This is a genomic window from Anaerobacterium chartisolvens (assembly GCF_003337415.1).
Lineage (GTDB): Bacteria > Bacillota > Clostridia > Acetivibrionales > DSM-27016 > Anaerobacterium > Anaerobacterium chartisolvens.
This window is the reverse complement of record NZ_QPJT01000002.1, coordinates 242,995-264,928: the sequence shown is the minus strand read 5'-3', so window position 1 is coordinate 264,928 and position 21,934 is coordinate 242,995. Positions and strand designations below refer to the sequence as shown.

Below are 21,934 nucleotides of genomic sequence, written 5' to 3'. Positions count from 1 at the left end.
TTATCTGCACTCCCTGTACTTAAGCTTTTCTCTTTGCCTTAGCTCTATGTCGAGAAAATCCTTTTGCTTATAGCTAAGCGCCTTACCGGCAGCACCCAAGTCTCTGACAAGCCTTCTTAAGCCGTCAGGCTCAAGCGATGCCGCGTGGTCTGTCCCCTTCCACGTTCTGTCTAATGTGAAATGCCTTTCTATCCATTCCGCTCCCAGTGTAAACGCCGCAATATCCACAGCTATGCCAAGATGATGCCCGGAAAAGCCTATGGCCTTTACAACACCCCGGTATCTTTCCTTAAGTCTCGAAATCTCAAGAAGGCATACATCCTCAAAAGGAACGGGATACCCCGATGTACAACTGTAAAGCACTACATCCCCACCTCTTCCCCTGTCCGCAAAAAAATCAACAATACCGTCAATTTCAGCCCTTGACGTCATGCCGGTTGAGACATGCATTTCGCCCTCATAATTTTCACACAGCCATTTGAGCATTGTAAAATTATTGTTAACGGCGGAAGGAATTTTTATCATGCAGGGACTAAGCGAAGCAATTTCCATTGCAGACGTCATATCCCATACCGAGCTTACATACTCAATATTGAATTCACCGCAATATGCCTTAAGCTCTCTGTGCTGTTCCACAGAAAACTCCAAATGCTCCCGGTGCTCGCCGTATGTCCTTCCGTATGAATTTTCGGAATTGGGATGCGGGGCGTTATACTGCTCGGGAGTCAGCAGCTCTCTGTTATTCCTTTTTTGAAATTTTACAACATTTGCCTTGCAAAAAACAGCGGCCATCCTTATCATTTCTTTCGCCGTTTCCATATCTCCCCTGTGATTGCACCCTATTTCAGCTATAACTTTCGGCATATTCCTTCCTTCCCCGGCAGTCCGGCCCACAAAGCCTGTCCACGCACATCAGTATATTAAAATCAGCTTCATATTTAACAATAAAGATTTTACATGGAGGATATAATTTGATGGAAGAAATTTTTTTGACCCGTAAGGAATACATCTAAGAAAAGCGCCTGATGACATACCCGTGAGACATTTCCCCGCAAGGCGTCTTTTCGTTGTAGTTAAAAATTTCTGCAAGCAATTATATCCTCTATGCTTGTAAAAGCTTTATTGCGTCCTGCTATATTTATTTTTATCGGAAAATATTGCGCACTTCTTTATTTCACAGGCTAAAAGCTCACTTATCTACATTTTATTCAAATGTTAAATTTTTGTCTATGTGCAATTGCTTTTTGTTTTCTGTTATGATATATTTTTAAATGAGTTTTGCTGTGCTTTAAGGTAACCGCCAGTAAGGCTCGTGTATTGTAAAGCTGAATTGTAAATAATAATTGTTTGCAGTTCTTTATTTTAAATTCTTAATTAATCTAAGGAGGTTTTCAAAAATGTCAGAGTTGAAAGGTGCTGCAATTTTCGGCCAGTCAGGAGGGCCTACGTCTGTTATAAACGCAAGTGCGGCGGGTGTTATTCAGGAAGCATTAAAGCAGGGCTGTATTACCAAGGTTTACGGCGCGGCTCACGGTATTAAGGGCATTTTAACCGAGCAGTTCTATGATATGAGCGAGGAGGATTCCTACGAGCTGGATTTGTTAAAAACAACTCCCTCCTCCGCATTGGGCTCCGTGCGCTACAAGCTTAAAAAGGCCGAGGATGACGATACCGACTATAAGAGGATGCTTGAGGTGTTCAAAAAATATGACATCAGGTATTTCTTCTATAACGGAGGAAATGACTCAATGGACACCTGCAACAAGATAAGCAAATATATGCAGAATTCAGGCTATGAGTGCAGAGTTATGGGAGTGCCCAAGACAATAGACAACGATCTCTGGGGCACCGATCACTGCCCCGGCTTTGCAAGCGCGGCAAAGTATGTGGCAACTTCCACCATGGAGGTATACCACGACGCAAGAGTATATGACACAGGAATGATTACAATTCTTGAGGTAATGGGAAGAAATGCCGGATGGCTCACAGCAGCTACCGCTCTGGCAGCATATAAGGGAAACGGCCCCGATTTGATATATCTTCCTGAAATTCCCTTTGATATGAACAAGTTTATTGAAGAGACCTCTGAAATATACAAGAAAAACGGGAAGGTCATTGTTGCCGTTTCCGAAGGCATCAAGGACAAGGACGGCACATATATTTCCGAGTACGGCTCCGACACCGCAAAGACAAAGGACGCGTTCGGACATGCCCAGATGGGCGGCCTCGCCGCAACCCTTGCAAACATAGCAAAGGAAAAGACCGGTGCAAAGGTCCGCGGAATAGAGTTCAGCCTCCTCCAGAGATGCGCTACTCACTGGGGTTCACTGACCGATGTTAACGAATCCTACATGGCGGGTCAAATGGCTGTAAAATATGCAGCAGAAGGAAAGACCGACTATATGGTCGCCTTTGAGAGAGCCGAAGGCACTGAATACAAGTGCAATATAAAGCTGATAAACCTTACCGAGGTTGCAAACACTGAGAAAAAGATCCCCAGAGAGTGGATAAACGCAGAAGGCAACGGACTTACACAGGCTTTTATTGACTATGCGCTTCCCCTTATACAGGGAGAATCCCATCCTCCTCTGGAAAATGGGCTTCCAAGGTTTGCAAAGCTCAAAAAGGTGCTTGCAACCAAATAAAGCTGAAGATATTTTAAAAAGAGCGGGCAGCAAATTTTGCTGTCTGCTCTTTTTACATTCCGGCTCATCCCCCAACGCTTATCCAAGCATGGAATATATTACCCGAGGCATATCGCACAGCGCGGCCTGCTTCTCAACGCCTCCGATATCATATGCCACCTTTGGCATTCCATATACCACTGAAGACTCTGCATTCTGCCCTATAGTCCTTGCACCCTTCCTTTTCATGGACAAAAGCCCTCTTGCCCCGTCATACCCCATTCCTGTAAGTATTACTCCTACAGAGCAGCAGCCCGCTTCCTTTGCAACAGATTCAAACAGCACATCCACCGACGGACAATGCCCGTTTACCTTGTCCCCCTTAAAGCATTCAACCCTGTATTTGTCTCCCGCCTTTTTTATTCTCATATGCTCGTCCCCCGGGGCTATCAGAACATGCCCCCTTTCAACATAATCACCCGTCCGCGCCTCCCTTACCTTCAGCCTGGTCGAGTTATCCAGCCTGTCGGCAAACATACGTGAAAAGGATGCGGGAATATGCTGCGCAATAACAATACCGGGCACGCTTTCAGGAAAGCATTTAAGGATGCTGAAAATGGCCTCCGTCCCACCTGTTGAGGCCCCTATCGCAATTATTTGTATGCTTGTATCACGGCTATTTCCCGAAATCAAATTCCGGATATTGCCGGGCTCCCTGTTTGCCACATTTGCGGCTGAGGCTATTTTAATTTTAATCACAAGCTCACTGGTAAAGGCATTTAAGCTCTTGTCAGACTTAGCGTCGGGCTTGCTCACAAAATCTACCGCTCCGGCAGCCATTGCTCTAAAAACAGCTTCACTGACAGTACTGACTACAACTACGGGAAGGGGGTACTGAGGCATAAGCCTTTTGATAAACTCAATACCGTTCATTTTGGGCATTTCCACATCGCAGGTCATAACGTCGGGTCGGTATTTTATGATTTTGTCCCTTGCGTCAAAGGGATCAGACGCCATAGCTACAACCTCTATATTGGGATCTGAGGCTATGCCCCTTGATAATACCTCCCTGAACACTATGGAATCATCAACAACCAAAACCCTTATTCTTTTCTTTAAATTCATGCCATATGCACCTTTCTGTAAACAGCCGGCATAACGTATTTGTATTTTGTATGCTCTCTTATTAAAGACTCCGAATGCCCTATAAACAAATATCCCCCGTACTCAGTCAGGTCGTAAAACTTATTGACCAGCTCCTGCCTTGTCTGGCTGTCAAAATAAATCATTACGTTCCGGCAGAATATAACATGAAGCTTCTTTTTAAATGGAAAAGCCGCATCCATAAGGTTAAGCCTTCTATATATAACGTCATTTTTTATTCTGTCTGTGATAACAAATTGTCCTCTTTCTAATTTTTTAAAATAGTTGGTTTTCCAGCAATATGGGAGGGCTTCCATATCCTCATTGCTGTAAATGCCTTTTTCCGCCCCACAGAGAACCCTTTCAGATATATCTGTTGCCAGTATCCTTGTATCCCACCACATTTTTTCATTTCCGAAGAATTCGTCTGTAAGCATTGCAAGGGTATAGGGCTCTTCCCCTGTGGAGCACCCCGCGCTCCATATCCTTAAGTCCCTGTCTTTTACGGTGCTTTTCAGCCATGGAAGCACCTTTTCCTTAAAGTAACGGAAATGATCGGCCTCTCTCATAAAAAAGGTGTGGTTGGTAGTGATTTTATTGATCATGGCGGTTGCGGCGCCACCGGTTTTATCCGATATAACATAATCATAATATTCGGAAAAGCTGCTCAGGCTTTTCTGCGCCAGAAGGTTATTAAGCCTGCCCGTTACAAGCGACAGCTTTTCCTCCTTTAAATTTATGCCGTAATTTTTCTTTATATAGCCCGCCAGCTTTTTAAATTCCGTTTTAGTAATTGTACGCATTTGCTCCACCTGCTGTTGCCATATATTTAGCAATAAAATCTGCTGATTATAATAATCATTTTTCCATAATTTCATTTCAACATATTTATATATTATTTGAGGTAGGGGCAGACCTATGTGTCTGCCCTGAATTTCTGTATGTTCCGCGTTTTCAGGCAATTTAAGGGCAGACACGCAGGTCTGCCCCTACGATTTTTATAATACATTGTACGCATTTGCTCCACCTGCTGTTGCCATATATTTAAAATTTAAATTTATCAATATTTGCCAAAGCCCCTGTCTCCCAATTCAATTTTGGGTTTTAGAGAATACTCCTCATCCTCCTCTTCCTCATTCTTGACCTTCCCTGCTTTTTTCTTATCCGCCATGTCTTCCAGCATCTTTAAGATCTCAGGGTTAATTTCTTCAAACTTGCCGTATGTATGAACAACCTTTTTAAGCTTAAATCTGCTAACCGATTCTCTCAGCAGCTCAGCCTGGCTTGACAGCTCTTCACTTGCCGCGGCGCTTTCCTCCGAAGTGGCAGAATTGGTCTGGACAACCTGCGATACCTGCATAACTCCCTGATTTATCTGTGCAATTCCCGTTGCCTGCTCACCAGATGCCACTGCAATATCGTTTACAAGCTCAGAAACCCTTGCCACATCACCCACAATTTTGTTTAATGCATCTGCGGTATCCCTCGCGATTTTTGTGCCGCCCTCCACCTTTTTGATTGAGCTTTCAATCATGTCCGTAGTCTCTTTTGCTGCGTTAGCAGACCTTGCCGCAAGGTTTCGCACCTCCTCCGCCACCACGGCGAAGCCCTTGCCGTGCTGTCCCGCTCTTGCCGCCTCAACAGCGGCGTTTAACGCAAGTATGTTGGTTTGGAAGGCTATTTCGTCTATAACCTTTATAATTTTTGAGATATTGGCCGAGGAGTCATTGATTTCTTCCATAGCCTTAAGCATTTCATTCATCCGGGTATTACCCTGCGCGGCATTTGATTTAGCTGCTTCGGCCAGTTCATTTGCCTGATTGGCATTTTGCGCATTTAATTTAGTCTGTGAGGATATCTCCTCGAGAGAGGCCGTCAGCTCTTCTATTGAGCTGGCCTGCTCCGTTGCTCCCTGAGAGAGCGCTATGCTTGAATCGGAAACCTGCTTTGAGCCTGCTGCCACCTGCTCTGAAGCGGAAGCAATATTGGAGAGAATTTCATTATTCTTTTCCACCATTTCAGACAGCTTCTTGCCAAGCAGGTCGTTTTCCGATCTCACATTCACCTCTGCGGTAAGGTCGCCCGACGCTATTCTTTCAGCGGTCATTGCCTGCTCGCGAATGCTTGCTATCATCCTTGCAAAGGACTCTGCAAGGCTCCCTATTTCATCCTTAAAATCAGCCTCAACATTTACGTTTACATCCCCCACCGCAAGCTTGTCAGCGGCGTAAACCATTTGGTTCACCGGCTTGCTTATAATGCGCGATATAAATAGTCCAAGCACAAAGGAGATGATTACGGCAGCTATTACAATTACTATCATTATTACAACCGCCGCGTTTGCCTGCAAAGTATTGTTCTTTGAAATGCTGTCGCCCATCTCAATGTTATAGGTTAAAAGCTTATTTATCTGTTCATCAATTTTTTGGGAAACAGGGTCGGTTTGTGTCAGCATAAAGTTTTTTGCATTCTCTGTCTGTCCTGACGACGCAAGGCTGATAACCCTTTCCCTTAGAGGTTTTAATTCTTCCAGCAGCACTAAAAGCGTGTCCAGATCCTCTCTTTCTTCAGAGGAGGAGATCCCGAGCTTATACTCTTCAAGCTGCTTATATATCTGTGTATTGAATTCCTCGATTTTGTCACTATACTGCCGAATATTGCCCGTGTCAATAACAATGTTTCTTACATTCAAGCGTACCCTCTGAAATACCGAAGCAGCTATGGCTAAATTCCCCAGAGGCTTTGTATTTTGTTCATACATAGCTGTAGAGCTTTGGTCAATGTCCTTCAGCCTTATTATGCCGAAGACTCCTACCGCACCCGCCAATAAAGCCACAGCGATAAAACCCGTCAATAGCTTAACAGCAATTTTTAAATCATAAAACCATTTCATCATCTGTCTCCGCCTTTACTTATAAATTTTGTTCTTACAATACCTTCCCCAAATCCTCCAGTTCATCCCCGGTCAGCAGCTTTTCACAATCCAGCAGCAGCTTGACGTCATTTCCAACCTTGGCTATCATCTTTATATACCTATTGCTAAGGCCCTTATTCATTTTAGGCGGCTCGACAATATCCTGTTCGGGAATTGCAAGAACCTCAGAAACACTATCGACAATAAGGCCTATGGATATATCGTTGATATCCACAACAATCACGCAGGTTCTGTCATTATATTCCCTTGACTGTTTTTTAAATCGAAGCCTGACATCCATTACAGGAATTATTTTGCCTCTTAAATTGATTATGCCTTTCACATACTCCGGAAGCTCCGGGATTTCAGTTATAGTCTGAATTCCTATGATCTCCGTTACATATTTGATTTCTATTCCAAAGCTTTCCCTATCCAGTGAGAAGGTCAAGAATCTGCCCTTCTGGGTATCCTCCTCCATTTCCATAACATTTTCAACCGTATTTGACATGCTTTCATCTCCTTTGTAGCTTATATAAATTAGGATATAAACTATCTAATAAAGAATGTAAAATAATATCCGGAATAATAATTTCCCCGGAATGCGTGACCGGGATATAATTTCAGCTAATTAAACTCACAAGCGCCTTCTACAGGTATACATGCTTTTATAGTTAGAGTAGAAATTATTATGGAGGATATTATTTTACATCCTCTGTTATCCGATATGCAAAAGCCTAAACTATATAGCGTAAGCTGTTATATTAATCATCCCGGTTCAGACAAGCCTGCCAGTCCCGCAATATCTACAATAAGGCTTATGCTTCCGTCTCCCAGCAGAGTGCAGCCCGCCAGCCCCCTCGTTTTCCCCGAGCTGCGTATATACGCCGGAAGCGCCTTAATAACCACCTGCTGCTGTCCCAGCAGCTCATCGGCGAATATGCAAAGCACTTTATGCTCCGACTCCACCATAATAAATATCCCTTTTGTGAATTCCGTTATTTCTGTCCTTACATTAAAATGCTCATGCAGGCGAAGCACAGGATAGCAGCATCCGCGAAGCATAACCATTTCATTTCCGTCGGGGTCTGTAATAATATCGTTCTCTGCGGGTCTGAAGGATTGCATTATAGATATTATGGGTATAGTATAGCGGGCGCTGCCTACCTGTATATTCATACCATCTATAATTGCCAGCGTCAGAGGTATTTTCATAGTAATAGAGGTGCCTCTGCCCATTACGCTGTCCACCTGAACAGAGCCTCCCACCTTCTCAATGTTTTTTGTTACAACATCCAGTCCAACACCGCGCCCGCTGTACTCAGAAACGCCGTCCTTTGTGGAAAAGCCCGCAAGAAAAATGAGGCTGAATATTTCTCTGTCGCTCATGTCATCTTCGGGCTTAAGCAGCAGGTCATTTTCCCTTGCCTTTGTGAGTATCCTTTCCCGGTTTAAGCCCCTTCCGTCGTCCTTTACTATTATAAGCACGTCGCTTCCCGCATTTCTGGCCTCAAGAGCAATTCTGCCGGAATGAGGCTTTCCAGCAGCCTTTCTCTCTTCGGGAGGTTCTATTCCATGATCAATCGAGTTTCTTATAAGATGCATCAGAGGGTCGGAGATGTGCTCGATTATATTCTTGTCAACCTCGGTTTCTTCGCCGGTTATTTCAAGCTCTACCTCCTTATCAAGCTTTCTACACATATCACGCACAATGCGATGCATTTTGTTAAAGGTATCGGCGAGAGGAACCATTCGGATGGACATTACCATGTCCTGTATCTCACCCACTATCTTGTTGAGCTGCCACGCGGCCTTCTGAAAATTATCCATCTGCATACCTTTAAGATCGGGGTTTTGCACCACCATTGCCTCTGCAATGACCATTTCTCCTATCCTATCCATCAGCCTGTCCAGCTTATTTACATTTACGCTTATAATGCTGTTGTGTATTGAAACATGCTGAGCTTCTGCATAATCCGCTTCTCTTTGCCCGTTTCCCCCTTTGCCTGGGCTCCCATCTTCAGAGACTCTGGCGCACATCTCATGTGCTGCCTGAGATAGAGCCGGTATATCATCCCTGCTTTCCGCCTCAGTAAGCTCAAGCTTTTTTAGAAGCACCGTCCGCATTAAAAGCTCATAAAGCTGCTCATACGGGTAATGTGTTGTTATGTACAGCTTAAAGCCTTCCCTTTGTATGATCTCCGAGCTTTTGCTATTGTCGGTTATGTTTTCGGGAATATGGTATACCTCATCCGCAATCCCCTTAAGATTATGAACAACCTCAAAAGCCCGGATATTCTCCATTTCACAGCCTTCCTCAAAGAATATAACCGCTTTAAAGAAGTTTATTGCCGCAGAAGGCGGGGCTGCTTCCCTGCTCACACAATTCTTATGCCATTTTTCACTGTTATGCTCTTTAGTATCTGCAGGTGCCCCGGAGGTGTTACTGTGCTTCAATACAGCTAAAAAAGCCTTAATATTATCAATCAGGGAATAAGCCTTCCCATCTGCGGCATCACCGTTTTTGATTTTTTCCATTTCAACCTTTACAAAATCCACTCCCTCAAGAACCAGGTCTGAAAGCGTGCAACAATCCACATTCTGAGGCTTTTCTTCTCGAAGGAAATAAAAAAGATCCTCTATGGCATGGGCCAGAGATGATATATCGTCGAGCAGCATCATTGCAGAGCAGCCCTTAATGGTATGCATAATTCTGAATATCTCATTTATTGCAGCCTGAGTATAGCAGTTCGATTTTTCACTGGATAATATGGCTGTCTCAAGCTGTTCAATAAGCTGGGTAGTTTCAAAAATAAACATATCAAGCATGGGCTCATTTGAATATTTCATTGTACATCAGCCCCTTAGTGTTCATATTTATATTTTTTACAGCAATACCTTGTTAAGAATTTGTATCATATGCTCTTCCTTAAAAGGCTTTACAATAAAAGATTTGGCTCCGGCGGCTATTGCTTCCCTCACCATTGACTCCTGCCCCATAGCGGAGACCATCACGGCTACTGCTCCGGGGTCAAACTCCTTTATTAGCTTTAATGCTTCAATGCCCGTCATTTCAGGCATTGTAATGTCTATTGTCACAACATCAGGCTTTAGCTCTTTAAACCTTCTGACAGCGGTATATCCATTTTCCGCTTCTCCCACCACTTCAAATCCATTTTTATTCAGCATCTCCTTTATCGCCATTCTCATAAAGGCCGCATCATCAACTACCAAAACCCTCTTCATAAGCGCCCGTCCTCACGTTACTATTTTTCTTTTCATCTTTTCATTTCACTTCAAGCATGTCAATAAAAGCATTTATTGAACTCCCTGCCGGATAATAAATATTGTTCTGTCATTTTATTATATAATGTAACTATATTACTATTTTGTTACATTAGATATACTTATAAAACGCTTTAATTTATTTATATATTGACTATAATGATAATTAAGTATAAATTTATGTTAATATATTTATGTAATGTTTTTTATGTATTATGCCTAATTAGATGTATAACTAGGGGGGTACCAGATGACCGTTGAACCCATCAGAAGCAAGGTAAAAATCAAACAAATGTATTATTATCTGTCAGGAAGAGAGGCTAAATATGCCCTGCTCTTTAAATTCGGCCTTAACACAGGACTCAGGATAAGTGACGTCCTTCCTGTCAGGGTGAAGGATGTCTACTGTGAAAACGGTAAATTCCGGGATTATTTGATTTTAAAAGAAAAGAAAACCGGGAAGGAGAAAAAAATCAAGCTCAATGCAGCCCTGCGAAATGCTATCGAGGACTATGTAAAAAATGAAAGTTTAACCTTGGGAGAATATTTCTTCTGGAGCAAAAAGGGCAAATATTTAAGCAGGATACAAGCATACCGCGTGTTAAAGGAAGCCGCTGAAATAATAGGCATTGAAAACTTTGGAACCCATAGCCTTCGTAAAACCTGGGGATACTGGACATATAAAGCCTCCCGGTACAATATAGGCCTCATCATGGACACATTCAACCACAGCTCGCCCAGCATAACCTTAAGATACATAGGAGTTAATCAGGATCAGAAGGATGAGCTGTACTCGCTTGTACAATTTTAAAGGGGGCTTCCATTTTTACAAAAAAATTTTTACTTTGCCTAAAAAATATGAAGGATTTTGTTGTTTTATGTCGAATATTTTTTTATGCAACAAAATAGTAATATAGTTACATTATATAAAAAAAGAATGGCCTCAGCTGTGCTAATAATGACGTTTTGCCGAATTTTCTTCTAACAAATTTAATAATAATCTATATCAAATAGTAATTCGATATAGATGTTGTAATTCCTTCTATTTTTTTGCAAATATCAGAAATTTCAAAGTAAATGCGTAGAGTATCTACCATAACGAACCTTTAGATAAAAGTAATATTTAGTTTTACAGTTCGTTATCTGTGATTTTATTATGTACGGAGAGCTTTAATTTAATTCCCGGGAAGTGAAAAAAATAAAAAATATTTTTTAAAGACAAGAGGCTGCCGCAAACCAAATTGCTTAAACGCAATATGCTTTGCGGCAGCCTCCCTCTATAGGCTTATTATGCCGTAACGATCCTGCTGTCGGCTTGCAGGCCCAGCTTTTCAACAGCCTGCTCACGCATCTTGTATTTAAGAATTTTTCCTGCGGCATTCATGGGAAATTCCTTAACAAAGTCAACATAACGCGGGGTTTTATGCTTTGCCATATGCGAACGCACATAATCCTTAAGCTCATCTGAAGTCAGAGCCTCGCCATCCTTCAATACCACGCAGGCCATGATTTCTTCTCCATACTGCTTGTCCGGAACACCTATAACCTGAACGTCTTTGACCTTGGGATGCGTATAAATAAAATCTTCAATTTCCTTGGGGTATATGTTTTCACCGCCACGGATAATCATATCCTTAATACGCCCTGTAATTTTATAATTGCCGTCGGAATCACGCCTTGCAAGATCCCCTGTGTGCAGCCACCCGTTTTCATCAATGGCGGCCGCTGTTGCCTCGGGCATTTTGTAATAGCCCTTCATTATATTATAACCCCGAGCAACAAATTCCCCGTCAACATTATCGGGCAAATCCTCCCCTGTCACAGGATCTACAATCTTGCACTCAACCCCCGGCAGCGCACGTCCGACGGTATTTACCCTCGCCTCGATGGGATCGTCCACCCGGCTTTGAGTGCATCCGGGAGAGGCCTCAGTCTGCCCGTATACAATGGTAATCTGCGTCATATTCATCTTGTCAACCACATCCTGCATTACCTTTACAGGGCAGGGACTTCCCGCCATAATTCCCGTTCTCATGTAAGAGAAATCAGTTTTGCCGAAATCCTCATGCTCTAAAAGCGCGATAAACATCGTGGGAACACCGTGAAAGCAGGTGATTTTTTCTTTGTTAATGCACTCAAGAGACTGTTTGGCAGAAAAATAGGGAATGGGAGATAGTGTTACACCATGCGTCATTGATGCCGTCATTGCCAGCACCATCCCGAAGCAGTGAAACATAGGCACCTGAACCATCATGCGGTCGGCAGTTGAAAGATCCATACAGTCGCCGATATTTTTTCCGTTATTTACAACATTATAATGCGTCAGCATAACACCCTTTGGGAAACCCGTCGTGCCTGAGGTATACTGCATGTTGCAAACATCATCCTTATCTATAAAGGCCTCGCGGCGGTAGACCTCGTCAAGTGAAACCCTTCCCGACATGGATATGGCTTCATCCCACGTTATACAGCCCTTTTGCCTGGATTCGACGGTGATAATATTCCGCAGAAAGGGCAGGCGTTTCATATGAAGAGGTTTTCCCGGTTCGGCAGTTTCAAGCTCGGGACAAATTTCTTTAATAATAGCTACATAGTCTGAATCCTTATAGCCGTCGATCATTACAAGCGTATGAGTATCCGACTGGCGCAGCAAATATTCCGCCTCATGAATTTTGTAAGCGGTATTGACAGTAACTAAAACCGCTCCTATTTTAGTGGCGGCCCAGAAGGTAATATACCACTGGGGCACATTGGTTGCCCATATTGCAACATGATCCCCCGGCTTAACACCTATGGCTATCAGAGAGCGGGCAAAGGTATCCACATCATCCCGGAATTCGGAATAGGTTCTTGTATAATCCATTGTAGTATAACGAAATGCATATTGGTCGGGAAACTCTTCAACCATACGGTCTAAAACCTGCGGAAAGGTTAAATCTATCAAGGTATCCTTTTCCCACACATATTTTCCCGTTTTGTCCGCGTTGTCAAACAGTGAGGTCTTAGGCTCTTTTCTTTGAATATAGCGGCTCATATAGTTTGTAAAGTGGGGGAATACAACACCGGCATCGTTAAGATCCGGCGCCCATCTCTTAACCCACTCCAAGGAAATATAGCCGTCAAAATTAATTGAACGCAATGCCATAAGCATTTCATTGATAGGCAAATCCCCCTCGCCCATCATACAGTATTGAACCCTTCCGTTATCCATTACAGAGTCCTTAACATGCACATGCTTTATGTATGCCCCCAGATTCTGAACAGTCTTTTCGGGAGCCTCCCCCGCAAACCTGTAAGGGTGATGAATGTCCCACAGTGCCGCCACCGCGTCGCTTGCCACCCTGTCCAGCAATCCCCGTAAACGCCCTGTGTCGGAATAGACTCCGTTTGTTTCCACCAGCAGCGTCACTCCCTTTTCCTCCGCAACAGGGATTAATCGGTTAAGCCCCGCCAGCACCACCTCATCATCCACCTCGCCCTCAGGCTTAGGGCCAATGTCGGCCAGAACACGTATATAGCGTGTACCAAGCTGGGATGCAAGCTCAAGATACTGCACAATTTCCTGATAGTTTTCGTCCAGCTTTTCAGCAAACTTAAGGCAACAGCCTGAAGAAAGACACGGAATTTCCAGCCTCAGGCCGGAGAGCTTTTTAACTGTCTTTGAAAGCTGGCTTGGAGTAAAGGGCTGGGCCTTGACTGCAAATATGTCGTTTCCAAGTCCCCGGATCTCAATACCGTCAAAGTTAAGATCCTTTGCCATGGAATAGATGTCTTCCCAGTCAAAATCAGGACACCCGAGAGTTGAGAATGAAATTTTCATAATAACCTCCTTGTAATGGTAACCGACGCAGGTTACTTATAGAGTCTGTATTTCAATATTTAATTCTATATAGGATGCAATAAAGCTTTTACAAACATGGAGGCTATAATTGCTTACAGAAATTTTTAATAGCAACGAAAAGACGCCTGCGGGGAAATGTCTCACGGGTCTGTCATCAGGCGCTTTTCTTAGAGGTATTCCTTACGGGTCAAAAAAATTTCTTGCATCAAGTTATATCCTCCATGTAAAATCTTTATTGCTAAATATATAAGGATAAATTAATTTAAGGACAAAAAAACTTTCGCCTTTAGCATCTTAAAAACCAGAGACGAAAGCCTTGCTCTACTCCTTGCAGCACTGCTGTTATCGGCATATAAGACACCTCGCTTGCACGGTATGCACCAAATTTAAGCAGCGTGTTCCCTCTATCAGTATATTCAAATGTTTTTTTGATATGGTATCAAATTTTGCACTGTTTGTCAAATATGTGACAAAAAAAACGGTATCCTTCGATACCTCTTTTCAATAGCCTGCTCCCGTATAGGGTATGGAAATTTTTAATATAATATTGACTTAGAGTTAGCTTTAAGGTTTATGATTATCATAGATTATCATTTAACACCATGTCAAGAAATCATTAGGAGGTATGGAATTATGTTTGCTTATTAATTAGGGTAGACACTATTTTTTTTATTATTTCAACCAATAGTTGAACTCTAGCATCGTGTTCATCCAGATTTTACCTATTTGATGTTGCAATATCGGGCAAATCATCTTCATCTAAAATGTCAAAATGTATTTCGCCTTCAATATAATTAACAAAAGCCTGAGTGTTATTGATAACATTAAGAAAGTTTTCAATAGCCAGTTTATTTCTAACATATTCGAAGTAATAAAACCCAAATGTTAATCCACCTGCTCCTGAAAATAGATCTACTATATTCACAGTATCACCCCTCCCAAACCTGTTCTTTACTAGACCAAGTTTTTAACCATTCTTTTTCACTTACTATTGAAAAATAGATGGGTTCAAGAAATGATCGCATAGTATCCATCACCGTCGTAAAATCAAGAGAGTCATTTTTAATATTTTTTAAAAAATATTTCCATTTGTTTTGCATGTCTGCATTTTCAGCCAGTAAAACAACACGATTGAAACTATCTTTTTCATACGGTGTTCCACGATTCTGCAAAGTTTCAAAAATAGCAGTTTGCAATTTTGCACCATCAAAATTAAATGTTCTGGCTAAATAGTAAATGTCATAAAAATCTTTCATCCGCCCAGTCAGTTCAAAACGCTGGAGAATGGCATCAAATTTTTCGGCAATTGTACTTTCAAGAGAATATGTGTTAATTTCTGGTGCTTCAAATCCCGGAAGTTGCGTATTAATCGTTCGCAATTCGGATTTTGGGACAATAATATCTCCGACTCCTATATCAACATTGAACGGTATACGAACATTCTTTATTTTCCCGATAATTTGCATACTGACGCCTTTATATTTTCTCTGAGGAGATATTTCTTCAAAGCCGTTGGCAGTCATTTCTATATAGTCATTTCCAGTGGGTACAGAAAGTATTGCTTCGATTAGTTTTTTTACTTCTTCAACAGAATTAGATTGATGTCTCAGAAGAAAATCTATATCAATGGTGGAGCGACTTTCAAACTTTGTAAGCGTATAAATAAAAAGTCCACCTTTGAGAACAAAGTTAAAACAATACTCTGATTTTGACAACTTACGCAAGAACTCTTCCTGCATGAATAATTGCAGGCACTGTTGATAGCTTATACCAGACAATTTTGCTTTGCTCTTTAATTTTGCTAAAATAGATACTGAAATATCAGCCATTACAACCACACCCCAATCAAATCATTTACCTTTTTCTGAACCCTCAATTCTTTCGCATATTGCATCAGATTAGGTATATTTTTTCTGGTATCCTTCACATAGTTTTGAATTGCCTTATTAAATACCTCTTTATCCATTTTATTTATATAGCGTAGGCAATCACAAATGGTACGGTCTCTATCATATATGCGAATACTATTTTCATCCATCTGACTTATTGTAAGCCCAATTGTCAGTAAATGAGGTTCGAAAAAATAAGTCTTTATAAAGGGATAATCAATTTTAATTCTATATTTTGATATATTCTTATCGACAGCCAAATGCCATTCACTTGGAGTCCGTTCACTGTAGCGATAATGAAATAGGGCGGTATTCATACAAAGAATTGCATCAGGGAACAGGTTGTTTATGATAGTAATTTCACTTCCATCATATTGATTAACCAGATGATAATATCCTTGTTTGATCTTTTCAATAATTCCATCATTCAGTAGCTTTTGAATATCTTTATAATAAATCCTCTCTGCATACAATTCAGAGGTGCGCATCACATTATTATGTTTTTTAAAAAGCTCATTTATTTCATGATTTGGTATCATCATCTCACCTCTACAAAACCTATGCAATTTAATTTAACGAGCGGTTACATTAGTAATTATAGGTTGTATAGAATAAAATGTCAATCCCTGCAGAAATATATTTCTTAACAAGCAGATCTTGAAAGGCTGTGTCGGCTATTCCTCCAACCCGGACACCGCAACATGGTAAAATAAAAGAAGCTGCAAAGCGGGGACACTTATACCTCCTTTATTGTCTCATCAATCTTAATACCCACATGTCTTCCCGGCTTATCTAAAAATCCAAGGAGCTTGTCCCCGGCTTTTATTTCGCTTGACGGAATAATCTCTCCTTTTGAGCCAAACATTCTTACATGCCAGTCATCCTGAATAAATGTGTTTATTCTTACCCCCTCAATTTCGCACTCTATATAGAGCAGCGGCCTTGATTCAATTTTTAATCTCCCGACGGTAACGGCCCTCGCCTCACCTGAAGAATTGACAACATATACTTTGTCCCCCGCCCTCAAATCGGAAAGGTATACGGCCTGCTCGTCAGGCCCCCACACATATAGATGGATGCCTCCCGCATTTACTCTGAATGTCCTTAATTTCATGTATGGAAGAAAATGAGTTTCACTGCATGTAAGCAGCCCCCCGCTTGAAGTCGACCCTAAAAGCATTCCCTCATCCTGCGTTAATTCGGAGGTAGTGTCTATGCATACCCTGCTTCCCATTCCCGACGGCTTTACTGCAGTAACCACCGCTTCCTTAAGGCTGAATTTGCGCCTGTTTGAGCGTTGTATAATATTTGCCATTTCGACCACGCTTCCAATATCATTTGAAGACAGGACAATGCCATCTGCGCCGACCTCCATAGTCATAAGGCTGGCTTCCCCATCCCTTGTGTCTTTAACCCTTTTCAAAATTCTACATTGAGATTTCTGAGTAGTTGCCAGTATGAGCTCCAGAGGAATATTGGTGGCATCCCGAAACCCTATAATAACGATATCAAGGCTGTTCTTAACCAGCTCTACCGCTTTATCCAATGTGGGCTTGTCCTTTACGTCTATAATCAATCCTAATTTCTTTTCACTTTTATCTTTAATCTGCTGCCATAATGAAATATTTTCAGAAATTATATACTCTGACTTCTTCCATAAGGCTTCGCTTGCTTTTACTGCTTCAAGCTCATCCATAGAAGAAACGATAAGCGCTGTTCTTATTTTTTGAGGAAGGTTTAAGCCTTCAAGCATATGGGCATTTTTCAGGCTTACGAGCACAACATCGTAAGCTGACTGGCATACCTTATCTATAGCATCAACGGATGTATCAGAATTTATTTCAAACCATAGTGTTCTTTCATTCTTCATATGTTTTCCCCTTTAAATTTAAAAAATTGTTAACTCTTATTTACATTCTTAAAAAATATTCCCTTAACATGGTAGCATAAAATATGGTATATTACAATATTTTTTAAGATTTTCCGCATAACGCGGCGGCAGCATTACTGTTTTATGTTAACATTAATATCCCCTTTGCGGTTTTCATTGACAAGCACCATATGCGTAAATTATACTTATAATATATTAAAACATTTATCAAACGAAACCGTATGACTGGCGGAAGTGGAATTTACCACAGGGAGTACGGTGGTGTTGGTGCGGCATTGAAATGCCTGTCAACATTTGATTTGCCGACCGCCTGGGCTTTTGTATTTGGCTCAGGCGGTTTTTTATTTCCCTCTAAGCCGCCTGATATAGCTGTAATGGGAAAATAAACGAGACAGGAGCTGGTTAGCTATGTGTGAAGAAGCCTGGAGCGGATTTGTGCCCGGAAATTGGCAAAACGCTGTCGACGTCAATGACTTTATCTCAAAAAACTATTGTCCCTATGACGGAGACGAAGCCTTCCTGTCCGACTCAAGCATGCGGACAAAAAAGCTTTGGAGCAAATGTAAAAAGCTTCTGAGGGATGAGTATTTAAAGGGCGGCGTTTTAAATGTAGATGCTAAAACGGTATCGGGAATTTTAAGCCACAACGCCGGATATATAGATAAGGAGCTTGAGCTGATACCCGGTCTGCAGACCGACAGGCCGCTAAAAAGGGCAATCGTTCCCTACGGTGGTATCAGAATGGCTAAACAGGCGTGCGAAAAATACGGCTATTCCCTTTCACCAAAGATAGAGGAAATTTTTGAAAATTACCGCAAAACCCATAACGACGGAGTATTCAGCGCATATACAAGCGAAATGAAAAAAGCCCGTAAAAGCGGTATTATAACAGGGCTTCCCGACGCATACGGGCGTGGAAGAATAATAGGAGACTATAGGAGAGTTGCCCTTTATGGCGTTGACAGGCTTATATCTGAAAAGCAGCTCGACTTAAAAAAGCTTGATTTAAAGCAGCTTTCCTCAGCACCCTGCATAGAGGAAGCTATGCGCCTCAGAGAAGAAATTTCAAGCCAGATAAAGGCCCTTAACGAGCTTTGTGCCATGGCCTCCTCTTATGGCCTTAATATGAGCCTGCCCGCCGCTAATGCACTGCAGGCAGTGCAGTGGACTTACATGGCGTTTTTAGGGTCTATGAAGGAGACAAATGGAGCTGCAAATTCGCTCGGCAGAGTCAATACCTTTTTTGACATTTATATAGAGAGGGATTTTGTGGAAGGACGGCTCACCGAGCCGGAAGCACAGGAGCTTATTGACCAGTTCGTGATAAAGCTGCGCTTGATACGCCATCTTCGCACTCCTGAGTATAATGAGCTTTTCGCGGGAGATCCCGTATGGATTACAGAATCAATAGGAGGGATGTCTGCCGACGGAAGGCATATGGTAACCAAAACGTCATACAGGATTCTTCAGACGCTGTTTAACCTTGGGCCCTCACCTGAGCCCAATCTCACAGTATTGTGGTCGCAAAAGCTTCCGCACAGCTTCAAGGCCTTTTGCGCGAGGGTGTCGATGGTAACAAGCGCGATACAGTATGAAAACGATGATATAATGAGCTGTGATTTTGGGGATGATTACGGAATTTCATGCTGTGTATCCTCCATGCGCATAGGAAAGGATATGCAGTACTTCGGAGCCAGATGCAATCTTCCCAAGCTTCTTCTGATGGCCTTAAACGGAGGCAGGGATGAAATAACGGGGCAGCAGGTAGGCCCTGTGTGCGAGCCTTATAGAGACGATTATCTCGACTATAAAAAGGTTGCCGCAAGCTTTCGCCATATGCAAAAATGGCTTGCCGGATTGTATGTTGACACAATGAATGTAATACATTACATGCATGACAGGTATGCCTATGAAAGCCTTATGATGGCGCTGCACGATACCGACGTGAGGCGGCTTATGGCCTTTGGCATTGCGGGGCTTTCGGTTCTGGTCGATTCCTTGAGTGCAATAAAGCACACATATGTAAAAGCTATAAGAGACGACAGAGGGCTGATTGTGGACTTTGACATAAGGGGAAGCTACCCTCAGTTCGGAAATGACGACGACAGAGCCGACAGTATTGCAGTGGAAGCGGTGAAGGGCTTTTATGAGGATTTGAGGGAGCATAAAACATACAGATCCGCCAAGCATACTCTTTCTGTCCTTACAATTACTTCAAATATAGTTTACGGAAAAAAAACCGGCTCAACCCCTGACGGCAGAAAGGCAGGCCAGCCATTTGCGCCCGGAGCGAACCCGATGCACGGCAGAGACAGGATGGGAGCTCTCGCGGCATTGAATTCAGTGGCCAAAATTCCATACAGGTACTGCATGGACGGAATATCCTTAACCCTCACTCTTGTCCCTAAGTCACTGGGCAGGGATACAAAATCCCGGCTCGATAATCTGGCGGCTCTGTTGGACGGATACTTCGCTCAAGGGGGGCACCATATAAATATAAATGTTCTGGAGCGTTCAGTGCTTGAGAGGGCAATGGAGGACCCATATAATTATCCTCAGCTCACCATAAGGGTTTCGGGGTATGCTGTAAATTTCGTAAGGCTCACAAGCCAGCAGCAGCTTGAGGTAATCTCACGCACCTTTCACGGCGCAATGTAAGGGGACATTTCTCTATTTTTTGAGGAATGTCCCCGCACTTGTCCCCTATTTCGTCTTTTTATCAGCCTTTCCACCCTTATCGGCCTTGCCGTTCTTGTTTTTTCTGGACACCGAATATCCAAAATGCCCAAGGTCCTTTCCCAGAGTCCAGTATTGCCCGTGTGAATAGCATATAAGCCCTGCCTTATCCAGATGCATTTTGCCCTTATCGTCTATCAGCCTGCCGTCTACATTCACCGCCGCTATCTCCGCTATAAACATGTCATGAGAACCCAGCTCAATCACATTTTTTACAACGCACTCTATGTTTACGGGAGACTCCTTAATCAGTGGCACCTCCACAACCGAAGCCTTTTGAGGGGTCAGCTTTACCGCCTCAAACTTATCCGTGTCCTTGCCCGATTTAACTCCGCAGTAATCGGTAGCAAAAGCCAGCTCCTTTGTGGTGAGGTTGACAACAAATTGGCCCTTATCCTTAATCAAAGCGTATGAGTATCTCTCCCTGCGCACTGAAATTGAAAGCATGGGCGGTTCAGAGTTGATTGTGCCGGCCCATGCCAGTGTAATAATATTGGGCTTGCCCTCGCCGTCGGCACACGTCACCATCACCGCAGGCACAGGGTTAAGCAGCGTCGAGGGCTTCCAGGTTTCTTTTCCCATATAATACCTCCAAAATACTTTATATTATTTTTATATTTATTACATTTTATCAAAATTTATTATATTTTACAAATTTTACTTAACGGGCATTCCGGGCAGAGCGGGCTTTTGCCCAAACAGTATTTGGAGCCGACTCCGTCAATCTGTGCATGGTATTCATTAAACAGCTCTGTGTCATGCTCTAAATTATCCATAAAGAACCTCTGCATATTGTCATAGCTCTCATCCTCTTTAAAATATCCAAGCCGTCCAAACACCCTTCTGGTATACGCATCCACAACAAATATCGGCTTTCGCGCCGCATACAGTATTATACAGTCAGCCGTTTCCTTTCCTATTCCATAGAGCGAAAGAAGCTCTCTTCTCAAGTCATAGAGGTCATTTTCAAACATCTTATCCAGAGATCCCCTGTATCGCGATTCAACATGCAGGCAAAAGACTTTAAGCTTTTTAGCCTTTTGCTTATAAAACCTTGTACACCTTATCAGCTCCTCCAGAATCTCAATATTTGCGCTGCATATTCCTTCTATGCTTAAAAGATTTTCTCTCTTTAAGTTTTCAATAGCGGTAGTGACATTTTTCCATGAAACAAATTGAGTCAATATTGCCCCCACAATCATTTCAAAATCATTTTCGGCAGGCCACCAATGCCTTGAACCCTCTTTTTCATACATACTGCCGTATATATCCATTAATGCCCTGTTCAAGCCTATATCCATCTCTACCCCTTCCCCATTCCAGCAATTAATCATATAATACACGACTTACAGCATATAAATCAACCTTATCACTCTATATAAATCAGGATACAAACTATATAAAAAGGATGTAAAATAATTTCCGGAAGAATAATTTCCCCGGAATACGTGACCACGCTACAATTTAGGCTAACTAAAGTCACAAGCGTCTTCTACACGTATACATGCTTCTATAGTTAGAGTAGAAATTATTCTGGAGGATATTATTTTACATCCTCCTCACCTCTGGCCCCTCTATTTTCAAAAGAGGGGAACCGATGCGTAAGACGCCAAA

At 42.4% G+C, this 21,934-nt stretch carries 17 protein-coding genes and 1 riboswitch; of the genes, 3 read left to right on the top strand and 14 right to left on the bottom strand.

The features are described 5' to 3' along the window. Nucleotides 1-864: an N-acetylneuraminate synthase family protein gene (locus DFR58_RS02770; protein WP_114296280.1), complete on the bottom strand. Its 864-nt coding sequence runs from the start codon at nt 862-864 to the stop codon at nt 1-3. Between the two features lie 533 nt (nt 865-1,397). On the opposite strand from DFR58_RS02770, the gene DFR58_RS02765 reads away from it, so the two are divergent. Then, nucleotides 1,398-2,645, top strand: coding sequence for a 6-phosphofructokinase (locus DFR58_RS02765; protein ID WP_114296279.1), 1,248 nt, complete (start codon nt 1,398-1,400; stop codon nt 2,643-2,645). Nucleotides 2,646-2,723: 78 nt separating this feature from the next. Here DFR58_RS02765 and DFR58_RS02760 read toward each other — a convergent pair whose 3' ends face one another. From DFR58_RS02760 to DFR58_RS02735, 6 genes are all read right to left on the bottom strand, one after another. Beyond that, nucleotides 2,724-3,749: a protein-glutamate methylesterase/protein-glutamine glutaminase gene (locus DFR58_RS02760; protein ID WP_114296278.1), complete on the bottom strand. Its 1,026-nt coding sequence runs from the start codon at nt 3,747-3,749 to the stop codon at nt 2,724-2,726. Then, on the bottom strand, nt 3,746-4,570 hold the full coding sequence (locus DFR58_RS02755; RefSeq protein WP_114296334.1) for a CheR family methyltransferase: 825 nt from the start codon (nt 4,568-4,570) through the stop codon (nt 3,746-3,748). The genes DFR58_RS02760 and DFR58_RS02755 overlap by 4 nt, the downstream gene beginning before the upstream one ends. A 257-nt stretch (nt 4,571-4,827) precedes the next feature. Next, nucleotides 4,828-6,660, bottom strand: a complete 1,833-nt coding sequence (locus DFR58_RS02750) for a methyl-accepting chemotaxis protein (RefSeq protein WP_114296277.1) — start codon at nt 6,658-6,660, stop codon at nt 4,828-4,830. A 34-nt stretch (nt 6,661-6,694) separates the two neighbouring features. After that, nucleotides 6,695-7,189 (bottom strand): chemotaxis protein CheW, encoded by a 495-nt coding sequence (locus DFR58_RS02745; RefSeq protein WP_114296276.1) that lies wholly within the window; start codon nt 7,187-7,189, stop codon nt 6,695-6,697. A gap of 257 nt (nt 7,190-7,446) precedes the next feature. Then, entirely contained in the window at nt 7,447-9,528 is a 2,082-nt protein-coding gene (locus DFR58_RS02740) for a chemotaxis protein CheA (protein WP_114296275.1), read from the bottom strand. A 36-nt stretch (nt 9,529-9,564) separates the two neighbouring features. Further along, nucleotides 9,565-9,924 (bottom strand): response regulator, encoded by a 360-nt coding sequence (locus DFR58_RS02735; protein WP_114296274.1) that lies wholly within the window; start codon nt 9,922-9,924, stop codon nt 9,565-9,567. 289 nt (nt 9,925-10,213) lie between these two features. Between DFR58_RS02735 and DFR58_RS02730 the strand changes: the two genes are divergently transcribed. Beyond that, nucleotides 10,214-10,774 (top strand): tyrosine-type recombinase/integrase, encoded by a 561-nt coding sequence (locus DFR58_RS02730; RefSeq protein WP_114296273.1) that lies wholly within the window; start codon nt 10,214-10,216, stop codon nt 10,772-10,774. Between the two features lie 477 nt (nt 10,775-11,251). Here DFR58_RS02730 and DFR58_RS02725 read toward each other — a convergent pair whose 3' ends face one another. The 5 genes from DFR58_RS02725 to DFR58_RS02705 all read right to left on the bottom strand — a co-directional run bounded on the left by DFR58_RS02725 (nt 11,252) and on the right by DFR58_RS02705 (nt 17,563). After that, on the bottom strand, nt 11,252-13,783 hold the full coding sequence (locus tag DFR58_RS02725) for an AMP-binding protein (RefSeq protein ID WP_114296272.1): 2,532 nt from the start codon (nt 13,781-13,783) through the stop codon (nt 11,252-11,254). 739 nt (nt 13,784-14,522) lie between these two features. After that, nucleotides 14,523-14,729 carry a hypothetical protein gene (locus DFR58_RS02720; RefSeq protein WP_114296271.1) on the bottom strand — a complete coding sequence of 69 codons (207 nt, stop codon included), beginning with the start codon at nt 14,727-14,729 and terminating at the stop codon, nt 14,523-14,525. A gap of 4 nt (nt 14,730-14,733) precedes the next feature. After that, a complete protein-coding gene (locus DFR58_RS02715) occupies nt 14,734-15,633 on the bottom strand; it encodes a nucleotidyl transferase AbiEii/AbiGii toxin family protein (protein ID WP_114296270.1) in 900 nt (299 codons plus the stop codon). Continuing rightward, nucleotides 15,633-16,235 (bottom strand): type IV toxin-antitoxin system AbiEi family antitoxin domain-containing protein, encoded by a 603-nt coding sequence (locus DFR58_RS02710; RefSeq protein WP_242987362.1) that lies wholly within the window; start codon nt 16,233-16,235, stop codon nt 15,633-15,635. Before DFR58_RS02710 ends, DFR58_RS02715 begins: the two co-directional genes overlap by 1 nt. Before the next feature lie 194 nt (nt 16,236-16,429). Beyond that, nucleotides 16,430-17,563 (bottom strand): 3-dehydroquinate synthase II domain-containing protein, encoded by a 1,134-nt coding sequence (locus DFR58_RS02705; protein ID WP_114296268.1) that lies wholly within the window; start codon nt 17,561-17,563, stop codon nt 16,430-16,432. Between the two features lie 232 nt (nt 17,564-17,795). Next, nucleotides 17,796-17,907, top strand: a riboswitch (ZMP/ZTP riboswitch). An 85-nt stretch (nt 17,908-17,992) separates the two neighbouring features. Here DFR58_RS02705 and pflB point away from each other — a divergent pair. After that, the gene (gene pflB, locus DFR58_RS02700) at nt 17,993-20,242 is read left to right on the top strand and encodes a formate C-acetyltransferase (RefSeq protein WP_114296267.1); all 2,250 of its coding nucleotides are present in this window, start codon (nt 17,993-17,995) and stop codon (nt 20,240-20,242) included. A 45-nt stretch (nt 20,243-20,287) separates the two neighbouring features. On the opposite strand, the gene DFR58_RS02695 is transcribed toward pflB, so the two are convergent. After that, complete coding sequence (locus tag DFR58_RS02695; protein ID WP_114296266.1) at nt 20,288-20,902, bottom strand: flavin reductase family protein; 615 nt, start codon at nt 20,900-20,902, stop codon at nt 20,288-20,290. 59 nt (nt 20,903-20,961) lie between these two features. Continuing rightward, nucleotides 20,962-21,654 carry an endonuclease III domain-containing protein gene (locus DFR58_RS02690; protein ID WP_242987361.1) on the bottom strand — a complete coding sequence of 231 codons (693 nt, stop codon included), beginning with the start codon at nt 21,652-21,654 and terminating at the stop codon, nt 20,962-20,964. Between the last annotated feature and the right edge of the window lie 280 nt (nt 21,655-21,934).